Below are 21,686 nucleotides of genomic sequence, written 5' to 3' on the forward strand. Positions count from 1 at the left end.
CTGGAGAGGGGAGGGGCGGCCGTACCGGCGGCCGCCCACGCGGTGAGCGCGTGCGAAGAGCGGGGCGCCGCGTCGGGTGCTGAGCGGTTCAACGTGCTTGTGAGTGGTCATGGCCCCATGAGAACCCCGGGTACTGACAATCCGCCAGTGACGCTCTGTGCCTGTGGATAAGTGCCTGAGGGGAAGCGTCGAGGTTATCCACAGGGGTCGCGGAAATCTGACCGGTGCGGGACGGTCATGCCATGAACAAGCACCACGAATCCACTGGTTCCTCCGACACCCAGCAGGTCACTCTGCGTGGCCCCGCGGATCTCGCCGACGCCCTTCCCTATCTGATGGGGTTCCACCCGACCGACAGCGTCGTCCTGGTGGGACTGCACGGCGGCCGTGGCCGCTTCGGGGGGCGACTGCGCCACGGGATCCCGCGGTCGGAACAGGAGTGGGGCCCGGCGGCGGACCAGTTGGCGGACTGTCTGATCTCGGGAAGCGAGCAGCGCGATGGCCGGCCGGACGCGATCGTTCTCTTCCTGTGCCAGGACCCGGTCGCGGGGGAGGCCGCGGGCGAGGTCATGGAACGGCTGCGGCCCTTCGCTCAACTCCTGCGCACCGCTTGCGGGTCACTCGACGTTCCTGTGCTGGAAGCGCTCTGCATCTCCAACGGCAGGTACTGGTCGTACTGTTGTCCGGACGGCCGGTGCTGTCCGACGGACGGCAACTTGCTCGCCCTCCCGGGCACCACCGTGATGGCCGCCGCCGCGACCTATGCCGGGATCCAGGTCAGAGGCTCGCTCCGGGAGCTGGAGCAACGGCTGGCGCCTTGGTCCGGCGCGCACGAGTCGGAGCAGCTCCACGCTTTGGACGAGGTGGGCGCTGCGATGGTGACCCGCATTCTCGACACCCACGGACGCAGCCAGGTGGCCAGGGAGACCCTGGATCTGGCGAGGGGGCTGCTGGAGCGGGTCGGCGATACGCCGGTGCCCTCGGTCGCGGGCGTCGCCGACTTCCGTGACGACGGCCTGATCAGCCACGACGAGGCCGCCGCCGTGATCCTGGGGCTTCAGGACAGGGAGACCCGGGACCGCGCCGCGCGATGGATGGAGGGCCCGGAGGCTCACGCGGCACTGCGCCTCTGGCGAGCCCTCGCCCGGCGCTGCGTGGGCCCGTACGTGGAGCACGCCGCCGCCCCGCTGGCACTGGCCGCCTGGGTCTCCTGGTCGACCGGGGACGAACCCGGCGCGCGAGTGGCCCTCGAACTCGCCCTGCGGGCGGACCCCGACTACACCTTCGCCCGGCTCCTCCATCAGGCGTGCGACGAAGGTGTGGACCCGGAGAAGCTGCGGCGCTGCCTGCGGGAGGAGGAAGAAGACGAGGCCCGGCGGTCCGCTGCCGGACCAGGCGTCCAGCGGCCGGAGGCAATCGCGCCCCACCAGGTGAACCGGGCGGGAACCCGTACGCCGGCAGGGTCGTCGGCCGCCACGCGGAGCAGGAGGATCTCCGGCCGCACCCGCCCCGTCACCCCGGCCAATCCGGGGACGGCGCGACCCGGGCGCCGGGAGCGGCTGCCGCGCGGGCAGCAGGAGGACAGGGACGGCACCGGCGGCTGAGCGCGCCCGAATCCCTGCTCCCGTGCGGCCCGGTCTCCTCATGACCCCGTCTCCGTACGTGCGGTGTGGTCCCGCGGGGGAGACCGCACCGCCACCCGCCGATGTCGACGGCACCGGGGCGCAGGCCCCTCGCCCGTCCTGGTGGCCGCGCCTTCGGACGTGGCGGAATGGAGTGTTTATCGTCAGGGAGACGACTATGATCACCGCATGCCGTCCTACGACCCGTCGACGTTCCCGCCCTTCGCTGTCACCGTCGACCTGGTTGTGCTGACAGTGCGGCGCCACGCACTCTGCGCACTGGTCGTACGCCGCGGGGAAGCACCCTTCCAGGGCCGTTGGGCGCTGCCCGGCGGCTTCGTCCGCGCGGACGAGGACCTGAGCGCCGCCGCCGCCCGCGAACTGGTCGAGGAGACCGGACTCTGCGCACACGACCCGGCCTCTCCGGTCGCCGGAAATGGCGCCCACCTCGAACAACTCGCCACGTACGGCGCCCCGTCCCGTGACCCGCGCATGCGGGTCGTCAGCGTGGCCCACTTGGCGCTCTCGCCCGACCTCCCCGCTCCCCGTGCGGGAGGAGACGCCAACGGGGCGCGCTGGGCGCCGGTGGGCGATCTGCTCGCGGCCGGCAGCGACACGGTCGGGGAGGAGGAGTCGCCCGCACCGCTTGCGTTCGACCACGCCCGCATCCTCGCCGACGGAGTGGAGCGGGCCCGCTCCAAGATCGAGTACTCCTCCCTCGCCACGGCGTTCTGCCCTCCGGAGTTCACGGTCGGAGAGCTGCGACGCGTCTACGAGGCCGTGTGGGGCGTGGTCCTGGACCCCAGGAACTTCCACCGCAAGGTCACCGGTACGCCTGGGTTCCTGGTGCCCTCCGGCGGTACGACAACACGACAGGGCGGCCGTCCAGCCCAGTTGTTCCGTGCGGGTTCCGCCACCGTGCTCAACCCGCCCATGCTGCGGCCGGAAGTCTGAGGGCCGAAGCCCGAAACCTGTAGTCCGCCAGTCCGCCAGTCCGCCAGTCCGCCAGTCCGCCAGTCCGTCAGTCCGAGCCCGACCTCGCCGGTCCGTCGGCCGGGGTGGCCGACGGGCGGTCTCGTGCGCGGTGACTCCATGGTTCCCCAAGGCCGCGAGCGCGGAACACTCGTAGGCTTCTGGCTGCACCAAAAGTCGCAAATGTCGCGTTATGTTGCTGAGGTACGCACGCTCCCTGCCGTCGAGCGGTCACACCTTCCGCGAGAGAAGCGATGCTCCAGGCCATCGGACTGACCAGTGCCCGCCGCCGCGACCTGCCGCCCGCGGTGGACGATCTCACCTTTGAGGCCCGCTCGGGCCGTGTCACGGCGCTCCTCGGCGTTCCCGGCGCCGGAAAGACGACGGCCCTGCGCCTGATGCTCGAACTCGACCCCGGACGCGGAGTCACCTATTTCAGAGGCCGTCCCCTTCACCGGATCGGGCACCCGCCCAGGGAAGTGGGCGTGCTCCTCGGAGACGTACCGGGGCATCCGGCGCGGACCGCGCGCGGGCAACTGCGCATGCTCTGCGCCGCCGCGGGCGCGCCTCTGTCACGTGCCGACGAGATGCTCGACGTCGTCGGTCTCTCCGGGCTCGGCGACCAGCGTATCGGCGGGCTCTCCGTCGGGATGGACCGCAGACTGGGGCTCGCCTCGGCCCTGTTGGGCGACCCGCACACCCTGCTGCTCGACGATCCCACCGATGGCCTGTCCTCCCGCGAGAGCGGCTGGCTGTACGGACTGATGCGGGCGCACGCGGCCCAGGGGGGCACGGTGCTGTGGACCACGAGCGACCCCAGGGAAGCCGTCCGCTCGGCGGACCGTGTCGTCACCATCGGCGGCGGCAGGCTCGTGGCCGACCAGGAGGTGGCCGACTTCGCCCGTACCCGGCTCCGCCCCCGCGTCGCCGTGCAGTCCCCGCATGCCGCCCGTCTCGCCGCGGTGGTCGGCCGGGAAGCCCGGGACGCCCGCAGGTCCGTGGAGATCGTGGCCGAGGAAGGCGCTCGCCTCTCGGTCTACGGGAGCAACTGCGCGGAGATCGGGGACGCCGCGTTCCGGCACGGCATCCCCGTACACCTGCTCGCCGACGAGCTCGGTGACGCAGGCCCTCCCGCGCCCCCCGTACCGGCGCCCGCCTCCGCGGCGGCGCTCTCCGAACTGCCGCCACCCATCACGGTGCGCCCGCCGCGGGGCCCGCTGCGCCCGACGCGGTACGAGGTGCGGCGCATGCTGGGGGTGAGGACAACGACGTTGATCATGGCGGTGGTTCTGGTCGCATCGGCTGCCGCCACCGTCCTGCTGGCACGTATCGGGGGAGTCTCGCAGCCGCATCTGCTCGCCGGCTGGCCGGCGCTGCTGCCGCTCCCTCCGGCGGCGCTCGGGGCCGGACTACTGGGAGCACTCTCCTACGGTGACGAATTCCGCTACCCGGCTCTCGCGGCAAGCAGGGGGACAGTGCCGAGGCGACTCGGTCTGCTCGTGGCGAAACTCCTCGTCACCGGCGTGGTGGCAGCGGCTCTCGCGCTCCTCGTCGTGTTCTGCGACGTCCAGCTGCTCCGACTTCTCTACGGGGAGAAAGCGGCCGCGGTGCCGGGGAACGCGACCGCCCTGGCGGCGAGTTGGATCGGCCTGTCGGTCGGCTGCGCGTGGGCGGGCCTGCTCGCGGCGGGAATCTTCCGGGTGGCCGGGGCCGGAGTGGCGGCGGTGCTCGCCGTTCCCGTGCTCGTGGTGCCGCTGTTGCAGAAGGTGTTCGCCGGGCCCGCCGCGCACGCGCTCACCGGCCTTCCCGCGCGCCTGCGTCAACTGGCCTGGCTCGACATCCCGCCGGGGCCGGACCGGTGGCTGCTGGCAGCCGGCCGGATTCTGGTTCAGCCCGTCGGTCTCGCGCTCCTGGTCTCGCTGGCGGCTCTGGTCTGCGCCTACGTCGGTACCGCCCTCCGGAACCGGGCGCGTTGGTGACCGCGGGAGGGCCGACGGTCGAGTGCCGAACCCCAACTCGGCTTTGACTGACCGAATTGAGACGATAAAGCGTCAATTGCGACGCGAGCGACGATCACCCTTTCGTGTGCTTTTCAGCAAAGACCTCAAGGGGCGTGCGAGCCACGCCGACAAATGATGCGTGAGTACCCTTGCGCACACCATGATGACCACCGCCCGCTCCGCCGATTCCGGCCTCGCCGGCCCGGGCGATCTCGACCGTTACCCCTACACGGAGCCGGCCGGCGACCGCGCGGCGCTGCGTTCCTGGGGCGGCTCCGAATCCGAGCTGGGGCGCACCGGCAGGCGGGGGTCGGCCAGCCGTGGCCGAGGCCTCCACGGCCAACTTGTCCAGCAGCTCGGTCAGATGATCGTTTCAGGTGACCTCGGCGCGGACCGCCCCCTCGTTCCCGAAGAGATCGGGCAGCGATTCGAAGTCTCCCGCACCGTCGTGCGCGAGTCCCTGCGTGTCCTCGAAGCCAAGGGTCTGGTCAGTGCCCGTCCCAACGTGGGGACCCGGGTACGTCCGGTCAGCGACTGGAATCTGCTCGACCCCGACATCATCGAATGGCGCGCCTTCGGCCCCCAGCGCGACGACCAGCGTCGCGAGCTGGCGGAGCTGCGCTGGACGATCGAGCCGCTCGCGGCACGGCTCGCCGCCGGGCACGGCCAGGAGGACGTGCAGCAGCGGCTCGGCGACATGGTCGAGATCATGGGGCACGCGCTGGCGCAGGGGGACGGGGTCACCTTCTCCCGCGCCGACGCGGAGTTCCACGCCCTGCTGATCCAGGCCGCCGGCAACCGCATGCTGGAGCACCTTTCCGGCATCGTTTCCGCCGCACTCCATGTCTCCGGCGGCCCGGTCACCGGGTGCGACCGGCCCAGCGAGGCATCGGTCGGCCAGCACGCCCGGATCGCTGACGCCCTCGCCTCGGGCGACTCTGCGGGCGCCGAGTCGGCCATGCGGCAGCTCCTCGTCGTCCACCCCGAGGTGGAGCGAGTGGTTCCGGCTCCGCGCGAGCACTGAGGGCGGTACGGCCGGGGTACACGCACCCTGTGCCGCCGGACCGTGCGGTCCGGCGGCACAATTGTGGGGAGATGTCACCCTTGGCACTGTTCATCGCAAATGAGGTGTGACTCGGGCCACGCGGATTGGGCGTAACACTCCTCGAAACAGTGCGATGACCTAAGAGGTGACCGTCGCGGAAGGAATACAGCAGCCATCCGGTGCGCTGTGCAGTTCCCCGGCCAAGCCCGCGCCGTCGGCGACCATCCAGTCGACGGACGTCGGTTCCAGCCCTCCAGGGCCGGGCCGGAAGCCGTTTCCATCGTTCCGAGAGGTTGTTCGTGTCGGCCAGCACATCCCGTACGCTCCCGCCGGAGATTGCCGAATCCGAGTCCGTCACGGCGCTCATCGAGCGGGGAAAGGCTGATGGGCAGATCGCCGGCGACGACGTGCGTCGGGCCTTCGAGGCTGACCAGATTCCGCCAACCCAGTGGAAGAATGTTCTGCGCAGCCTCAATCAGATCCTCGAGGAAGAGGGTGTGACGCTGATGGTCAGTGCCGCGGAGTCGCCGAAGCGCGCCCGCAAGAGCGTCGCAGCGAAGAGCCCGGTCAAGCGCACCGCCACCAAGACCGTCGCGGCGAAGACGACCGTGACGAGGACCGTCGCGGCATCCGCCGCTCCCGCCGTCGACAGCGCTGACGCGTCCGGAGAATCCGGCGCGGTCCCCGCGAAGAAGGCGGTGGCCAAGAAGGCCGCCGTGAAGAAGACCGCCGTGAAGAAGACGGTGGCCAAGAAGACCGCCGCCAAGAAGTCCGGCAAGCAGGACGACGACCTCCTCGACGGTGACGAGGCGGTCGAGGACGTCAAGGTCGGCAAGGGCGAGGACGAGGAGGGCGAGGGCGAGAACAAGGGCTTCGTCCTCTCCGACGACGACGAGGACGACGCTCCCGCGCAGCAGGTCGCCGTCGCCGGTGCCACCGCCGACCCGGTCAAGGACTACCTGAAGCAGATCGGCAAGGTCCCCCTCCTCAACGCCGAGCAGGAGGTGGAGCTCGCCAAGCGGATCGAGGCAGGTCTGTTCGCCGAGGACAAGCTTGCGAACGCCGACAAGCTCGCGCCGAAGCTCAAGCGCGAGCTGGAGATCATCGCCGAGGACGGCCGTCGGGCCAAGAACCACCTGCTGGAGGCCAACCTCCGTCTCGTGGTCTCGCTCGCCAAGCGCTACACCGGCCGAGGCATGCTCTTCCTGGACCTGATCCAGGAGGGCAACCTGGGTCTGATCCGCGCGGTCGAGAAGTTCGACTACACCAAGGGCTACAAGTTCTCGACGTACGCCACCTGGTGGATCCGTCAGGCGATCACCCGCGCCATGGCCGACCAGGCCCGCACCATCCGTATCCCGGTGCACATGGTCGAGGTCATCAACAAGCTGGCGCGCGTCCAGCGGCAGATGCTCCAGGACCTGGGCCGTGAGCCCACCCCGGAGGAACTGGCCAAGGAACTCGACATGACCCCCGAGAAGGTCATCGAGGTCCAGAAGTACGGGCGCGAGCCGATCTCCCTCCACACCCCGCTGGGTGAGGACGGGGACAGCGAGTTCGGTGACCTGATCGAGGACTCCGAGGCGGTCGTTCCGGCCGACGCGGTGAGTTTCACTCTCCTCCAGGAGCAGTTGCACTCGGTGCTCGACACCCTCTCCGAGCGTGAGGCGGGTGTGGTGTCCATGCGCTTCGGCCTCACCGACGGTCAGCCGAAGACGCTGGACGAAATCGGCAAGGTCTACGGGGTGACGCGCGAGCGCATCCGGCAGATCGAGTCGAAGACCATGTCGAAGCTCCGTCACCCGTCGCGTTCGCAGGTTCTGCGCGACTACCTCGACTGAGCCGACCGGACAAGCCGAATGGGCCGGGGGCCCGGAACCGAAGGGTTCCGGGGCCCCAGGCCCATTCGGTCTGAGGGTGCGGGCCGCTTCGGACTGGATGACTCTGAGTAGGTGATATCCACCTCGGAGTCAGGAGTGCCCATGTCCCACAGGTTTGCCCGTGCCCTGACCGGAGCGGTCGCGCTGGCATCCGCCGCCGCTCTGGCGGCCGGGTCCCAGGCGTCGGCCGCGACCGACAGCATCATCATCGGAGGAGAGCCCGTCAGCGTGGCGGACAGCCCGTGGGTGGTGGCTCTGTCCAGTCGCGCCCTGTTCGGGGAGTCGCGCGGCGGGCAGTTCTGCGGGGCGGTGGTGGTCGCTCCCACCAAGGTGCTGACAGCGGCCCACTGCCTCGGCTCCGATGTGCTCGGCGGCGAGGTGGCCGACGTACCGGACCTGCGGATCGTCGCCGGCCGGGACGATCTGCGCGGCACCGGCGGGCGTGAGATTCCGGTGAAGGACACGTGGATCAATCCCGCGTACGACCCCGCCACGAACGTGGGCGACGCCGCCGTCCTGACGCTGGCGGAAGCGCTGCCGGAAGAAAGTTCGATCCCGGTCGCCCGGGACGGTGACGCGGCCTACTCGGCGGGCGGGCAGGCGCTCGTCTACGGCTGGGGAGACACGACCGGGTACGGCACGTACGCGTCGACGCTGCGGGCGGCCTCGGTACAGGTCCTGTCGGACGAGGCGTGCGCCGCCGCCTACCCCGGCGGTTCACGGGGGACGTACGACGCCTCCTCGATGGTCTGTGCCGGCGACCCGGAAGGTGGCTACGACGCGTGCCAGGGGGACAGCGGAGGGCCGCTGGTGGTCGACGGGCGCCTCATCGGGCTGGTCTCCTGGGGCAACGGCTGTGCGCGCGCCGACAGCCCGGGGGTGTACACGAGGGTCTCCGCCGCGGTCACCTGGGCGGAAGGCGGAATCTGAGCCTCCCCGCCGCAGGCGAAGCGGAGCGACCATGAGAACGGGCGGCCTCCCCCACACCGGGGAAGCCGCCCGTCGGACGGTCAGGGACCGGCCCAAGCTCGTCGTGGATGCGAGGTGTCAGTGTTGTGCCTCGTCGGCGGCACCGGCCTGTACGGCGGTGAGCCGATCCGTCTCATCCTGTATTTCCGCGGCGATCTTCTTGAGTTCCGGCTCGAACTTGCGCCCGTGGTGGGCACAGAAGAGCAGTTCACCGCCGCTGGTGAGGACGACGCGCAGGTAGGCCTGGGCGCCGCAACGGTCACAGCGGTCTGCTGCGGTCAGCGGGCTCGCGGGGGTCAGAACAGTAGTCACGTCGCCTCTTCTCTAGCTCGACGAGCTGTCGTACCAGGGTCAACATCCAACCAGGCCGAAAACGTTCCCGCTCGTGGCATTTCTTCGAAAACTTCTTTTCAGGTGGCTGGGCTGCCGACGGTTGGCGGCGAATGTGCCGTAATGCGGAGCGCTACGGTTTCGCGTTGCTGGTGTCGGGTCGGTCCTCCGGCTGGCTTGCCGGTTGTTCATGAGGACGTGCCCGGAGCCTAAATGGTTCATGCCTCAAATGGAACGTGATGTGCACGTCACTCCGAGGAATGATCGAACATCCATGCGATCCGCTGGGGGGCTCGACTAGCATGATGATTCCCCGAGGGTGGCGTGACAACCGCTCTACCAGGCCTCGGTAGGCTTTCAGCGGCCACCACGGCCGCGCCCGATACCCAAACGGGCCCCCTTTGAAATTCAGCGAGGAGCGAACCGCGTGACCGCCGATACGTCCGTGCCGTCCACTGCGCTGCTGACCGGAGCCGGCGGCGTCGTCGACAAGGACAGCTCCAACTACACCGCGCGGCACCTTCTCGTCCTCGAAGGGCTGGAGGCCGTCCGTAAGCGACCCGGTATGTACATCGGGTCGACGGACAGCCGCGGCCTCATGCACTGCCTCTGGGAGATCATCGACAACTCGGTCGACGAAGCCCTCGGGGGTTACTGCGACCACATCGAGGTGATCCTCCACGACGACTCCTCGGTCGAGGTCCGCGACAACGGCCGCGGCATTCCCGTCGACGTCGAACCCAAGACGGGCCTCTCCGGCGTGGAGGTCGTCATGACCAAGCTCCACGCGGGCGGCAAGTTCGGCGGTGGCTCCTACGCGGCCTCCGGCGGCCTCCACGGCGTCGGCGCCTCCGTCGTCAACGCGCTCTCCGCGCGGCTCGACGTGGAGGTCGACCGGAACAGCTCCACCCACTCCATCAGCTTCCGGCGCGGGGTACCGGGCATCTTCGTCGAGCAGGGGCCGGACAGCCCCTTCGACCCGGCCAACGGGCTCCGCCGGACGAAGAGGGTGCCCAAGGCACGCACAGGTACCAGGGTGCGGTACTGGGCGGACCGGCAGATCTTCCTCAAGGACGCCAAGCTCAACCTGGAGACGCTGTACCAGCGCGCTCGCCAGACCGCCTTTCTCGTGCCCGGTCTCACCATCGTCGTGCGTGACGAGCGCGGCCTGGACGGCGAGGGCAAGACCGAGGAGACGTTCCGCTTCGACGGCGGCATCAGCGAGTTCTGCGAGTACCTCGCCCAGGACAAGGCCGTCTGCGACGTGCAGCGACTGACCGGTCAGGGCACCTTCAAGGAGACCGTTCCCGTCCTGGACGAGCGCGGGCACATGACCCCGACCGAGGTCACCCGCGAGCTGGGCGTCGACATCGCGCTTCGCTGGGGCACCGGCTACGACACCGTGGTCAAGTCCTTCGTGAACATCATCGCCACCCCCAAGGGGGGCACCCACGTGGCCGGATTCGAGCGCTCGCTGACCCGTACGGTCAACGATGCGCTGCGTTCGGCCAAGCTGCTCAGGGTCGCCGAGGACGACGTCGTCAAGGACGACGCCCTGGAGGGCCTCACGGCGGTCGTCACGGTGCGGCTCGCCGAGCCCCAGTTCGAGGGGCAGACCAAGGAGGTGCTCGGCACCTCGGCCGCCAACCGGATCGTCGCCAACGTGGTGGCCAAGGAGCTCAAGGCCTTCCTGACGTCGACCAAACGCGACGCCAAGGCGCAGGCCAGGGCCGTGCTCGACAAGGCGGTGGCCGCCGCCCGCACGCGCATCGCCGCACGGCAGCACAAGGACGCCCAGCGCCGCAAGACGGCTCTGGAGTCCTCGTCCCTCCCCGCCAAGCTGGCCGACTGCCGCAGCGACGACGTGGAGCGCAGCGAGCTCTTCATCGTCGAGGGGGACTCCGCCCTCGGAACGGCCAAACTCGCGCGCAACAGCGAGTTCCAGGCCCTGCTGCCCATCCGGGGCAAGATTCTCAACGTGCAGAAGGCGTCCGTCTCGGACATGCTGAAGAACGCCGAATGCGGGGCGATCATCCAGGTCATAGGAGCCGGGTCCGGGCGGACCTTCGACATCGACGCCGCGCGCTACGGCAAGATCGTCCTCCTGGTGGACGCCGATGTCGACGGCGCGCACATCCGCATCCTGCTGCTCACGCTCTTCCAGCGGTACATGCGGCCGATGGTGGAAGCGGGCCGGGTCTTCGCGGCCGTGCCCCCGCTGCACCGCATCGAGCTGGTCCAGCCGAAGAAGGGCCAGGACAAGTACATCTACACGTACTCGGACGGCGAACTGCGCCAGACGCTGGTGGACCTGCGGCGCAAGAACATCCGCTTCAAGGACTCCATCCAGCGGTACAAGGGCCTGGGCGAGATGGACGCCGACCAGCTGGCCGAGACCACGATGGACCCCCGGTTCCGGACCCTGCGGCGGATCAACATCGGCGACCTGGAGTCGGCGGAGAAGGTCTTCGACCTGCTGATGGGTAACGAGGTCGCGCCCCGTAAGGAGTTCATCACGAGCTCGGCGGCCACGCTGGACCGCTCGCGCATCGACGCCTGAGCCGTTCGGCACCGCTCGGAGTCTCCGCGGGGCCAGTGCTTCTCCGGGCTCGACGCCTCTTCGCACCACGCGCCTGTCGGAGCCCAGCGCTCTCCTGGGTCAACGCCTCTCCACCCGTGGGTGGAGAGGCGTTCTCCACCCGTGATCAACCCGGGGGCCGATCCGTCGGCCGCCCCCGATCCGTAGCGTCGAAGGCGTCCGATCTTCCCGTTCTCCGGAGGACGCCATGTCCGGCGTTGTCAGTGCTCTCGTGATCGTCGCCGTCGCCGGCTGGACGCTGCTGCGCCAGTTCTCGGCACGTCCGCTGTCGGCCCGGTGGTGGCTCCTTCCCGCGATCCTGGCGGTGCTCGCTCTGCGCGGCGGGTCGCTGCTCGACGCGCGTCACGAGACCCTTTCGGCGGAGGTGCTGACGGCCGAGCTCGTCCTCGGGCTCGTCCTCGGCGCCGGCTGGGGATGGGCGACCCGTATCTGGCGCGAGCCGGACGGCACCCCGTGGTCCAAGGGCACTCGTGCCACGGCCTTCGTCTGGGCGGGTGGTCTGGTGCTCCGTGCCGCCCTCTGGGCCGTCGGGGCGGCCGCAGGGTTGGAGCAGAGCACCGATGGTCTCCTGCTCGCCCTGGCCGTGACCCTGCTGGCGCGAGGAGGGGTTCTGGCCTGGCGCCTCGAGGGACTGCCACTCCATGCGGGACCCGCCGGAGGCCCCGGGGACAGGTCACCCGCCGCGATCGGTCCCGTCGACGGGATACGGACGCCAACGGCCGGAAAGGACCTTCCGTGACCGGGGTGGGCTGGACCTCCTGGCCCTCCCGCGAGGCGCTCACGCGCACGCCGAGGGCGCCTGCCCGGACCGTTCTGTCCCTCCTCGTCTGGGCCCTGGCCGCCGCAGGACTGTTCTGGGCGACGCTGAGCGACAGCCGGTCCGGTCCGGCCACCCTCCCTGTCGCGCTCGCGGTGATCGCCTGCTGCGTCCGGGTGGCGCGGGGGTACCACCGGTTCACCCGGGAGCACCGGCTGTGGCCGGCCCTGGCCCTGCTGCTTCTCCTGGCGGGACTGGCACTGGTCGCCTACGGGGCGGGCGCGACGCCGTTGGCCACCGCCCTGTGGTGCGGCGGCACCGTCCTCGCCGTGGCGAGGCTCCCGCTCCGGGCAGCGGCGCCGGCGGTGGCCCTCACCCTGGCGTGCTTCGCGGTCCTGACCAGCGGCGGGTGGATGACCACCCTGCTGACGGGTGCGGGTCTCTGCCTGGGCGGCTACGTGGCCCGGCTGGACGCGGAGGCAACCGGAAGCGCTCAGCGGCTGCTCACCCAGGAGCGTGCGGCCAGGGCCGCAGAGGCGGAGAGGGCCGCACTGGACGAACGTTCCCGGATCGCCCGGGAGATCCACGACGTGCTCGCGCACAGTCTGTCGGCCCAGATGGTGCACTTGGAGGCGGCCAGGCTGCTGATCGAGCGTGAACCGTCCGGCGCGTTCCGTGACCAAGTCCTGGAGAGGGTCGTCTCGGCCCGCTCGATGGCCCGAGAGGGGCTGACCGAGACCCGGCAGGCGCTCTCCGCCCTCCGGGGCGAGATGACGCCCGTCGAGGACTTCCTGCGGAACCTGGTCTCCGCCCAACCGGTCGAACTGAGCGTCGAGGGGCCTCGACGGCCCCTTTCGGCCGGAGCCTCGCAGGCGGTGCGGCGGGTCGCGCAGGAGGCCGTCACCAACGTGCGCAAGCACGCCCCCGGAGCGCATGTTCGGATACGGCTGGAATATCTGCTGGACACGGTGACCCTGGAGGTGCGGGACTCCGGGGGAGGGGTGCCGGACGAGGAGCTGATGACCGGCGGGCCGGGCTACGGTCTGACCGGAATGCGGGAGCGCGCCGAGGTCCTCGGCGGGACTTTGGAGGCAGGGCCGGGTGAGGAGGGATTCGTGGTGAGTCTGCGGGTGCCCGCGTGAGCGCGCGGGTGGTGGTCGCCGACGACCAGTCGGCGGTCCGCGAAGGCATCGTGATGCTGCTCGGGCTGCTGGGCGTCGATGTGGTCGGGGCTGCCAGGGACGGCGAGGAGGCGGTGGCGCTCGTCGCGGAGCACGCACCCGACGTGGTTCTGATGGACCTGCGGATGCCGCGCTGTGACGGTGTCGAGGCGACCCGGCGGGTTCGCACGGAGTACCCGGGTACCCAAGTCGTGGTCCTGACCACCTTCGACGATGACGAATCGCTCTTCGCGGCGCTGCGGGCTGGTGCGCGCGGCTTCCTCACCAAGGACGCGGGCGGTGAGGAGATCGTGCAGGCCATCTCGGCCGTGCTGTCCGGTGAAGCGGGTCTCTCACCCGCCGTGCAGCGGCGTCTGCTGGAGCGCGTGGCCGGTGAGCCAGCCGTGCCCCCGCCGGCGTTTTCCCGAGGCCAGAGCCCGGGCCCGAGTCAGGGGCTGGGTCAGGGGCAGGGCCTGGGCCAGAACCAGAGCCAGGGCACCGGCCTTCCCGACGGGCTGACTCCGCGTGAGGCGGAGGTGCTGGTGCTCATCGCCGAGGGGCTTTCCAACACCGAGATCTCACGTCGGCTGCACGTCTCGCAGGCCACGGTGAAAACACACATCAACAACCTGTTCGCCAAGACCGGAGTGCGGGACCGGGCGCAGGCGGTGCGCTACGCATATGTACAGGGGCTCGCACGGGCACCTGGGACGGATATCACCTGAACAGGTGAAAGCGGTGCATGCCGCAACCGAGATCCACCCTGTCCGGACACTCTTGACCGAGCGGCCGAAAAGGTTCGCGGACAAGGGAGTTGTTCGGTGGAGAAGGAAGCAGGGCGGGAGGCCGTGACGACGCGGCTCGACGGCTCGTGGTATGACGCACTGTCCCCCGGATGGGGCGAGCAGAACGGTACGGGGACCGCGGTGAGTGACGCGCCGCCCGTGCCCGGGGCTCCGCAGAGCGGCCACAGCGCTGCCGACATCTACCGAGAGGTCCAGCAGAGCGAGGCCTTCCGCGAAGTGCGCCGCAGGTACCGGAGGTTCGTCGCCCCGGCGACCTGCGCGTTTCTCGTCTGGTACCTCGCCTACGTGGTCACGGCCATCGGGGCGCCCGGGCTGATGGCCCGTCCGGTGGCCGGCGCGGTGAATGTCGCGATGGCCGCCGGGCTCGGGCAGTTCCTCACCACCTTCCTGCTGACCTGGGCGTACGCGCGGCACGCGCGGCTCCGCCGGGATCGTCCGGCGCTCGAACTGCGCTGGGAGACGCAGGAGCTGACGAGAGGGATCGATCGGTGAGCGGAGACCACCAGGCACTCGCGCTGGTGCTGTTCAGCGCGTTCATCGCCGTCACCCTCGGTATCACCACCTGGGTCGGCCGCACCCGCAAGGGCTCCGCCGAGGAGTTCTATGCCGGGGGCCGGCTGTTCTCTCCCATGGAGAACGGTTTTGCCATCGCCGGCGACTACATGTCGGCCGCCTCGTTCCTCGGGATCTCCGGGCTCATCGCGCTCTTCGGCTACGACGGCATGTTGTACTCGGTCGGCTTCCTCGTCGCCTGGCTGGTCGTTCTGTTCCTGGTGGCAGAACTCGTCCGCAACTGCGGGAGGTTCACCCTCGCCGACGTGGTCGCCGCACGCATGGCGGAGCGCCCCGTACGCACCGCGGTCGGCGCGTCTTCGGTGACCGTCTCCGTGTTGTACCTCGTCGCCCAGATGGTCGGTGCCGGAAGCCTGGTCGCCCTGCTTCTCGGTGGTACCAGTGGTGCGACCCGCGCCTGGACCGTGGTCGGGGTCGGTGCACTCATGGTCGTCTACGTCTCCCTCGGTGGCATGCGGGCCACCACCTGGATCCAGATCGTCAAGGCAGTCCTCCTCATGGCGGGCACGGTCGCTCTCACCGTTGCCGTTCTGGTCCGATTCCACGGCGACGTCAACGCGCTGCTCAACTCTGCGGCCGAACACAGCGGCCACGGAATGGAGTTCCTGGCGCCGGGCCTCAAGTACGGCGGAAGTTGGACGGCGCGCCTCGACTTCATCAGCCTCGGGGTGGCGCTGGTGCTCGGTACCGCCGGGCTGCCGCACATCCTGTCGCGCTTCTACACCGTCCCGACGGCGCGCGCGGCCCGCCGGTCCGTCGTCTGGTCGATCGGACTGATCGGCAGCTTCTACCTGATGACCATCGTGCTCGGCTTCGGCGCGGCCGCGCTCGTCGGGTCGGCGGCGGTCCGGTCCTCCAGCGAGGCCGGGAACACCGCGGTACCTCTGCTCGCGCTGGCGCTGGGCGGCGGAGAGGGCTCCACCGGCGGAGCGATCCTCTTCGCCGTGGTCGCGGCCATCGCCTTCGCCACGATCCTGGCCGTGGTCGCGGGGATCACTCTCGCCTCCTCCGCCTCCGTCGCTCACGACCTCTACGCCTCGCTCCGTCGCCCGGGCGGCAAGCCGTTCGGCGAGGTCGCGGTGGCCCGGGTGGCTGCCGTCGGGATCGGCGTTGTCGCCATCGGGCTGGGCCTGCTCGCCCAGGACCTCAACGTGGCCTTCCTCGTAGGGCTGGCCTTCGCGGTGGCCGCCTCGGCCAACCTTCCGGCGCTGCTCTACTCGCTCTTCTGGAAGAACTTCACCACCCGCGGTGCGGTCTGGGCCGTGTACGGGGGGCTGGTTCCGGCGCTGGTTCTCGTACTGCTCTCCCCGGTCGTCTCCGGTGGGCCCCGCTCTCTCTTCCCCGGGGTCGACTTCCAGCTCTTCCCGCTGGAGAATCCGGGTCTCGTCTCCATTCCGCTGGGTTTCCTCGCGGGGTGGATCGGCACGGTGACCTCCACCGAGTCGCCCGACCAGGACAAGCACGCCGAGACCGAGGTCAGGTCGCTGACCGGAGCCGGGGCGGTGTGACCTGGGCTGGGCCGGGCGGCCTGAACCGGGCGACCTGGGCCGGGCGACCTGGGCCGGGCCGGCCGTGGTGACCGTAGAGTCGGTTGGAGTGAGCGGGGACGATCGGCCCGAGGGCGCCGGAGAAGGTGAGCCGGGCTGTGGTGTGAGCCGGGCTGCGGTGCGCGCCGAGACGCGGTGTGGCCGGCCGCTGGGCCAGGCTGGTCGCGGGGTGAGTGGAGGATTCCGCAGGTACGCAATCGGTTTGCGCTCCTTGCGCTAATCTTGCGCTCATGACGCGACGACTTGCTCAGGTGGCACAGAAGGTTGGGGTCAGCGAGGCCACGGTCAGCCGGGTCCTGAACGGTAAGCCAGGCGTCTCAGACGCCACCCGGCAGGCGGTGCTCTCCGCGCTGGACGTGCTCGGATACGAGCGCCCGACCCAGCTGCGGGGCGAGCGGGCCCGGCTGGTCGGGCTCGTCCTTCCCGAGCTCCAGAACCCCATCTTCCCGGCCTTCGCCGAAGTGGTCGGCGGCGCCCTCGCCCAGCAGGGACTCACGCCCGTGCTCTGTACGCAGACCAAGGGCGGGGTCTCCGAGGCGGACTACGTGGACCTGCTGCTCCAGCAGCAGGTGTCCGGGGTGGTGTTCGCCGGCGGCCTCTACCACCAGGCAGATGCCGCCCACGACCACTACAAGGTGCTCGCCGACCGGCGCATCCCCGTCGTCCTGATCAACGCGGCCATCGCCGAGCTCGGCTTCCCCGGTGTCTCCTGCGACGACTCCGTCGCCGTCGAGCAGGCGTGGCGGCACCTCGCCTCGCTCGGGCACGAGCGGATCGGCCTGGTGCTCGGCCCCAGCGACCACGTTCCCTCGCAGCGCAAGCTCGACGCCGCACGGCAGTTGGCCCGCGAGTACGGGGCGACCATCCCGGACGAGCATGTCGCGCGGGCCATGTTCTCGCTGGAGGGCGGCCAGGCGGCGGCCTCCCGGCTGCTCGACCGCGAGGTCACCGGCATCATCTGCGGCAGCGACCCGCTCGCGCTCGGCGCGGTCCGTGCGGTCCGCCGCCGGGGACTCTCCGTGCCGCACGACGTCTCGGTGGTCGGCTACGACGATTCCGCCTTCATGAACTGCACCGAACCGCCGTTGACGACGGTTCGTCAGCCCATCGAGGCCATGGGCCGGGCGGCCGTCGAGCTGCTGTCCGTGCAGATCGGGGGCAAGGCGGTGCCCTCCGACGAACTGCTCTTCGAGCCGGAACTGGTGGTGCGCGGCTCGACCGCCCCGCCGCCGCGCGATAATTCACGCTGATCTGTCGCTATCTTGCGCTCCCGGAACCGTCCGCTCGGGATGAGGGGACAGACGTGGGCGAAGACGGCGGCGAGGACGGTGCCGCGGAGGGGGCCGGGGCGGGCAGCGCCTGCGGCGGGGGCGGTCCGGTGTACTGGCCGCGGGGCCGCAGCCGCAGCGGCCGCTCCGCGTACTCCTCCAGGGCGTGCGCGATCCAGCCTGCCGTGCGGGCCACGGCGAAAACGGTCTCCCCGGCCTCCGCGGACATGCCCGTGGAGACCGAGAGCACGGCCAGCGCGAGATCGATGTTGGCGTGCAGAGGTACGTGCCGTGCGGCGGTGGACGCCACGTCGCGAGCCGCGGCGAGCGCCGGCGCCGCCTCGGGCATGTCCTCAAGGAGCGTGAACAGGACCCGCGCACGGGGGTCTTCGCCGCTGTAGAGACGGTGACCGAGTCCGGGCACGCGCCTCCCGGCCCGTAGGTGCTCGGCGACGACCGGTGCGGCACTGCCTCGTTCCACGACCTCGCGGAGCATCCGGTGGGCGAGCCCGCTGGCCGCGCCGTGCAGCGGTCCCTCCAGCACCCCGAGCCCCGCCGAGACGACGGCGTACGGATGCGCGTGGGCGGAGGCCGCCACCCGGACGGCGAGGGTGGACGCAGCCAGGTCGTGGTCGATCAGCAGCGCGAGCGCGGTGTCCAGGGCGGCGAGCGACGCGGCGTCGGCGGGACGCGAGGTGAGCGCGGGCCACAACCGGGCCGCGATGCCGGGGCCGTCGTCACCGGCGGTGCTCGCGCTGCCGAGGTCCCTGTCTCCCGGGCCCGCGCCCCCGGAACCCTCACCCCCCGGACCCGCGACACCGGGCGCGTCGGTCACCGGGGTTGCCGGGTGCAGCGCCTCGACCAGGGTCGGGATCAGGCCGCGGGCGGCGCCCAGGACCGAGGTGGGGGAGAGATCGAACCGCAGCGGATCGGCCGCCGACGCCGCGACGACGGCGACCCGCAGCCGGTCCGTAGTCCCGCTGTGCTCGGGGAGGGCGGCGACGGCCTGCCGTGCCGCCGTCAGGGCCTGCGCCGGAGCGGAGAAGCGGACGCCCGGCTTGAGCCGGCCCGTCCACAGCCATTCGACGACTTCCTCGTAGCTGTGGTTCAGAGCGAGTTCAGCCGCGTCGACCCCCCGGTAGTAGTACCGGTCCTGGTCGATGAGGGTGACGCCGGTACGGAAGACCAGATCGGCCCCGCCCGCCGGAACGGCTTCGCGTCGGCCCGTGCGCCGGGCCAGGGCCCGGACCTCGTCGGCGTCGAAGGTGCTGCCCCGCCCTCCGGGCGCGCGCACGCTGCTGAGCTGGCCGCGGCTGACGTAGGCGTACACCGTCTCCGGCTTCACACCGAGCAGAGCGGCCGTCTCGCGGGTGCTGAGCCGTTCCGCGCCGAGCCGTTCCGCGCCGGGCGGTTCCGTGCCGAGCCGTTCATCGTCGTGTCGTTCCGTGCCCGCCGGGTCGAAGCCGCGCGCCCCTTGATCCGTCATGCGCTCACCGTATCCACTCGTCGTGTATTGATTGAATCAATATTGACGTCCATGAAGTCAAGCATGGATAGTCGAATCAATAGTCAGGAACATGTGAACAGGAACATCCGAAGAGGAGGCCGGCGATGCCGACCGAAACCCACAGCGCCGCCGAAACCCACAGCCCCGCCCCGTCCGCAGTCCCGCGCGGCCTCGCGGGGGTCGTCGTCACCGACACGGCCTTGGGTGACGTCCGGGGGGCCGAGGGCTTCTACCACTACCGCCAGTACTCGGCGATCGAGCTGGCGGAGGCCCGGAACTTTGAGGACGTCTGGTACCTGATGTTCCACGGTGAGCTGCCCGACGCCCCGGCCCGCGCCGCGTTCGCCGCACGCCTCGCCGAGCTGCGCCACCTCCCGGACGAGGTCCGTGCGGCGCTGCCCGGCATCGCCCGCGCCGGAGCGGTGTCGGGTCCGCTGGCCGGGCTGCGTACCGCGCTCTCGCTCCTCGGGGCCTCCGCCGGGTACCGCCCGCTGTACGACATCGAGCCCGGCCGCCGCCGGGAGGACGCGCTCGCCGTCTGCGCGGCGGTGCCCACCCTGCTGACCGCGCTGCACCGGCTCGGCGAGGGACTCGACCCCGTCGAACCGCGCGACGACCTGCCGCATGCGGCCAACTACCTCTACATGCTCACGGGCGAGGTGCCCGACCCCGTCCGCGCGCGGGCCGTCGAGCGCTACCTCGTCTCCACCGTCGACCACGGGTTCAACGCGTCGACCTTCACCGCCAGGGTCGTCGCCTCCACCGGGGCCGACATGGCCGCCTGCCTGGTCGCGGCGGTCGGCGCGCTCTCCGGCCCGTTGCACGGGGGCGCACCCAGTCGTGCCCTGGACACCCTGGACGCGATCGGCACCCCGGACCGCATCGACGGCTGGATCCGTGAACAGGTCCTGTCCGGCGGACGGATCATGGGTTTCGGCCACCCCGTCTACCGCACCGAGGACCCGCGTTCGCGCATGCTGCGGGGGATCGCCCAGGACTTCGGCGGCCCGCTCGTCGACTTCGCCGTCGAGGTGGAGCGCCGGGTGGAGGCCATCCTCGCCGAGCTCAAGCCGGGCCGTGAGCTGCACACCAACGTGGAGTTCTACGCCGGGGTCGTGATGGAGCTCTGCGGGCTGCCGCGGACCATGTTCACGCCCACCTTCTGTGCGGCGCGGGTGGTCGGCTGGAGTGCCAATATCCTGGAGCAGGCGGCGGACTCGAAGATCATCCGCCCGGCGGCCCGCTACGTCGGGACGCCTCCGCCGCAGCCGGTCCCGGCCCTCTGACCGACGGCTGCTCCGCTGTTTCGTGAGGATGGTCCGTCTTGCCTGCTTCGGTCGCGCCGGGGGAAGCCCGCATCCCGCAGATTCCGGTCATCGTGCTCGCGGGCTTTCTCGGCTCGGGCAAGACCACGCTCCTGAACCACCTGCTCCACAACCGCGCAGGCAACCGCATCGGCGTGATCGTGAACGACTTCGGGGCCATCGAGATCGACGCCATGACGGTCGCCGGACAGGTCGGCTCGACGGTCTCACTCGGCAACGGCTGCCTCTGCTGCGCGGTGGACGCGAGCGAACTGGACACCTATCTGGAGACCCTGACCAGGCCCGCCGTCCGCCTCGATCTGATCGTGATCGAGGCCAGCGGACTCGCCGAACCGCAGGAACTCGTACGGATGCTGCTGGCGAGCGAGAACTCCCGGATCGTCTACGGCGGACTGGTGGAAGTCGTCGACGCGGCCGAGTTCGACCGCACCCGGGAGCGGCATCCGGAGACCGACCGGCACCTCGCCGTCGCCGATCTGGTCGTGCTCAACAAGACCGACCGGATCGACGGAGCCGAACACGGCCGGCTGCGCGCCTCGGTCGCCGCGCTGACCGACCGCGCCGCCGTCGTCTCCACCGAGCACGGACGGATCGATCCGGCACTGCTCTTCGACCCCGCGCTCCGCCCGGACACCGAACGGGTGGCCCGTCAGCTCACCTTCGAGGACCTGCTGGCAGAGGACGTACGGGCAGAGGACCTACGGACGGAGGACGTACGGGCAGAGAACCGGCCGGGGGAGGACCTGCCGGCAGGACAAGCGGACCACGGCGGAGCGGGGAGCCACGGTGGAGCGGGGAACCACGGCAGGGCCCATCCCCACGCCGCGTACCAGAGCGTCGAACTCTCCACCGGAACGCCCCTGGACCCCCGCCGCCTCATGCGGTTCCTCGACTCCCGGCCGGAGGGGCTGTACCGGATCAAGGGCTTCGTGGACTTCGGCGCGGCCGATCCCCGCAACACGTACCTGCTGCACGCGGTGGGCCGGTTCCTCCGGTTCGTACCGCGTCCTTGGGGCCGTGGCGAACCGCGGCTCACCCAGCTCGTACTGATCGGATCGGGGTTCGACGCGCAGGCACTCCTGCGGGAACTGGAGGAGTGCCGGGTGCCGTCGCCGGGCGATCCGGGCCCGTTCGACGGCGCACCGGAGCCCGAGCCCCGCGACGCGGACGAGCTGGAACGCGCCATGTGGGGCGTGCTGCGTTACGTCGCCGACGAGCGGCCCGCCGAAAAGGGCGGGGCGGACGCCGAGCCGGACCCGGCGCAATGAACACACCGGGCGCGCCGGCCCGGCCCCCGGACGGCCGGAGGACGGGTGCGGCGGGGGC

At 70.6% G+C, this 21,686-nt stretch carries 17 protein-coding genes; 15 read left to right on the forward strand and 2 right to left on the reverse strand.

The genetic code is table 11. The annotated features are described in order from the left end of the window. Positions 1-242: 242 nt before the first annotated feature. The 6 genes from OG599_RS25975 to OG599_RS26000 all read left to right on the forward strand — a co-directional run bounded on the left by OG599_RS25975 (position 243) and on the right by OG599_RS26000 (position 8,449). The gene (locus OG599_RS25975; RefSeq protein WP_327178367.1) at positions 243-1,604 is read left to right on the forward strand and encodes a DUF4192 domain-containing protein; all 1,362 of its coding nucleotides are present in this window, start codon (positions 243-245) and stop codon (positions 1,602-1,604) included. A 207-nt stretch (positions 1,605-1,811) separates the two neighbouring features. Further along, positions 1,812-2,576, forward strand: a complete 765-nt coding sequence (locus OG599_RS25980; RefSeq protein WP_327178368.1) for an NUDIX hydrolase — start codon at positions 1,812-1,814, stop codon at positions 2,574-2,576. A gap of 272 nt (positions 2,577-2,848) precedes the next feature. Beyond that, positions 2,849-4,573 carry an ABC transporter ATP-binding protein gene (locus OG599_RS25985; RefSeq protein WP_327178369.1) on the forward strand — a complete coding sequence of 575 codons (1,725 nt, stop codon included), beginning with the start codon at positions 2,849-2,851 and terminating at the stop codon, positions 4,571-4,573. 160 nt (positions 4,574-4,733) lie between these two features. Next, positions 4,734-5,618: a FadR/GntR family transcriptional regulator gene (locus tag OG599_RS25990; RefSeq protein WP_327178370.1), complete on the forward strand. Its 885-nt coding sequence runs from the start codon at positions 4,734-4,736 to the stop codon at positions 5,616-5,618. A gap of 320 nt (positions 5,619-5,938) precedes the next feature. Further along, positions 5,939-7,480: an RNA polymerase sigma factor gene (locus OG599_RS25995; protein WP_327178371.1), complete on the forward strand. Its 1,542-nt coding sequence runs from the start codon at positions 5,939-5,941 to the stop codon at positions 7,478-7,480. Between the two features lie 141 nt (positions 7,481-7,621). After that, positions 7,622-8,449, forward strand: a complete 828-nt coding sequence (locus OG599_RS26000; protein ID WP_327178372.1) for a S1 family peptidase — start codon at positions 7,622-7,624, stop codon at positions 8,447-8,449. Positions 8,450-8,566: 117 nt separating this feature from the next. On the opposite strand, the gene OG599_RS26005 is transcribed toward OG599_RS26000, so the two are convergent. Continuing rightward, the gene (locus OG599_RS26005; RefSeq protein ID WP_327178373.1) at positions 8,567-8,800 is read right to left on the reverse strand and encodes a DUF7455 domain-containing protein; all 234 of its coding nucleotides are present in this window, start codon (positions 8,798-8,800) and stop codon (positions 8,567-8,569) included. Positions 8,801-9,245: 445 nt separating this feature from the next. On the opposite strand from OG599_RS26005, the gene OG599_RS26010 reads away from it, so the two are divergent. From OG599_RS26010 to OG599_RS26040, 7 genes are all read left to right on the forward strand, one after another. Continuing rightward, complete coding sequence (locus tag OG599_RS26010; RefSeq protein ID WP_327178374.1) at positions 9,246-11,378, forward strand: DNA gyrase/topoisomerase IV subunit B; 2,133 nt, start codon at positions 9,246-9,248, stop codon at positions 11,376-11,378. 226 nt (positions 11,379-11,604) lie between these two features. After that, positions 11,605-12,156 carry a DUF1453 domain-containing protein gene (locus OG599_RS26015; RefSeq protein WP_327178375.1) on the forward strand — a complete coding sequence of 184 codons (552 nt, stop codon included), beginning with the start codon at positions 11,605-11,607 and terminating at the stop codon, positions 12,154-12,156. Beyond that, a complete protein-coding gene (locus OG599_RS26020; protein WP_327178376.1) occupies positions 12,153-13,316 on the forward strand; it encodes a sensor histidine kinase in 1,164 nt (387 codons plus the stop codon). Before OG599_RS26015 ends, OG599_RS26020 begins: the two co-directional genes overlap by 4 nt. Beyond that, positions 13,313-14,059, forward strand: a complete 747-nt coding sequence (locus OG599_RS26025; RefSeq protein WP_327178377.1) for a response regulator transcription factor — start codon at positions 13,313-13,315, stop codon at positions 14,057-14,059. The genes OG599_RS26020 and OG599_RS26025 overlap by 4 nt, the downstream gene beginning before the upstream one ends. A gap of 96 nt (positions 14,060-14,155) precedes the next feature. Then, positions 14,156-14,632, forward strand: coding sequence for a DUF485 domain-containing protein (locus OG599_RS26030; protein ID WP_327178378.1), 477 nt, complete (start codon positions 14,156-14,158; stop codon positions 14,630-14,632). Continuing rightward, a complete protein-coding gene (locus tag OG599_RS26035; protein ID WP_327178379.1) occupies positions 14,629-16,221 on the forward strand; it encodes a solute symporter family protein in 1,593 nt (530 codons plus the stop codon). Before OG599_RS26030 ends, OG599_RS26035 begins: the two co-directional genes overlap by 4 nt. A gap of 269 nt (positions 16,222-16,490) precedes the next feature. Further along, on the forward strand, positions 16,491-17,510 hold the full coding sequence (locus OG599_RS26040) for a LacI family DNA-binding transcriptional regulator (RefSeq protein ID WP_327178380.1): 1,020 nt from the start codon (positions 16,491-16,493) through the stop codon (positions 17,508-17,510). A 7-nt stretch (positions 17,511-17,517) separates the two neighbouring features. Here OG599_RS26040 and OG599_RS26045 read toward each other — a convergent pair whose 3' ends face one another. Further along, the gene (locus OG599_RS26045) at positions 17,518-19,014 is read right to left on the reverse strand and encodes a citrate synthase (protein ID WP_327178381.1); all 1,497 of its coding nucleotides are present in this window, start codon (positions 19,012-19,014) and stop codon (positions 17,518-17,520) included. Between the two features lie 125 nt (positions 19,015-19,139). Here OG599_RS26045 and OG599_RS26050 point away from each other — a divergent pair, with 125 nt between their 5' ends. Both OG599_RS26050 and OG599_RS26055 read left to right on the forward strand, forming a co-directional pair. Next, positions 19,140-20,321 carry a citrate synthase/methylcitrate synthase gene (locus OG599_RS26050; RefSeq protein ID WP_327178382.1) on the forward strand — a complete coding sequence of 394 codons (1,182 nt, stop codon included), beginning with the start codon at positions 19,140-19,142 and terminating at the stop codon, positions 20,319-20,321. A 38-nt stretch (positions 20,322-20,359) separates the two neighbouring features. Continuing rightward, positions 20,360-21,628 carry a CobW family GTP-binding protein gene (locus OG599_RS26055; RefSeq protein ID WP_327178383.1) on the forward strand — a complete coding sequence of 423 codons (1,269 nt, stop codon included), beginning with the start codon at positions 20,360-20,362 and terminating at the stop codon, positions 21,626-21,628. The last annotated feature ends 58 nt before the right edge of the window (positions 21,629-21,686 follow it).

Origin of the sequence: Streptomyces sp. NBC_01335 (assembly GCF_035953295.1) — a bacterium.
Lineage (GTDB): Bacteria > Actinomycetota > Actinomycetes > Streptomycetales > Streptomycetaceae > Streptomyces.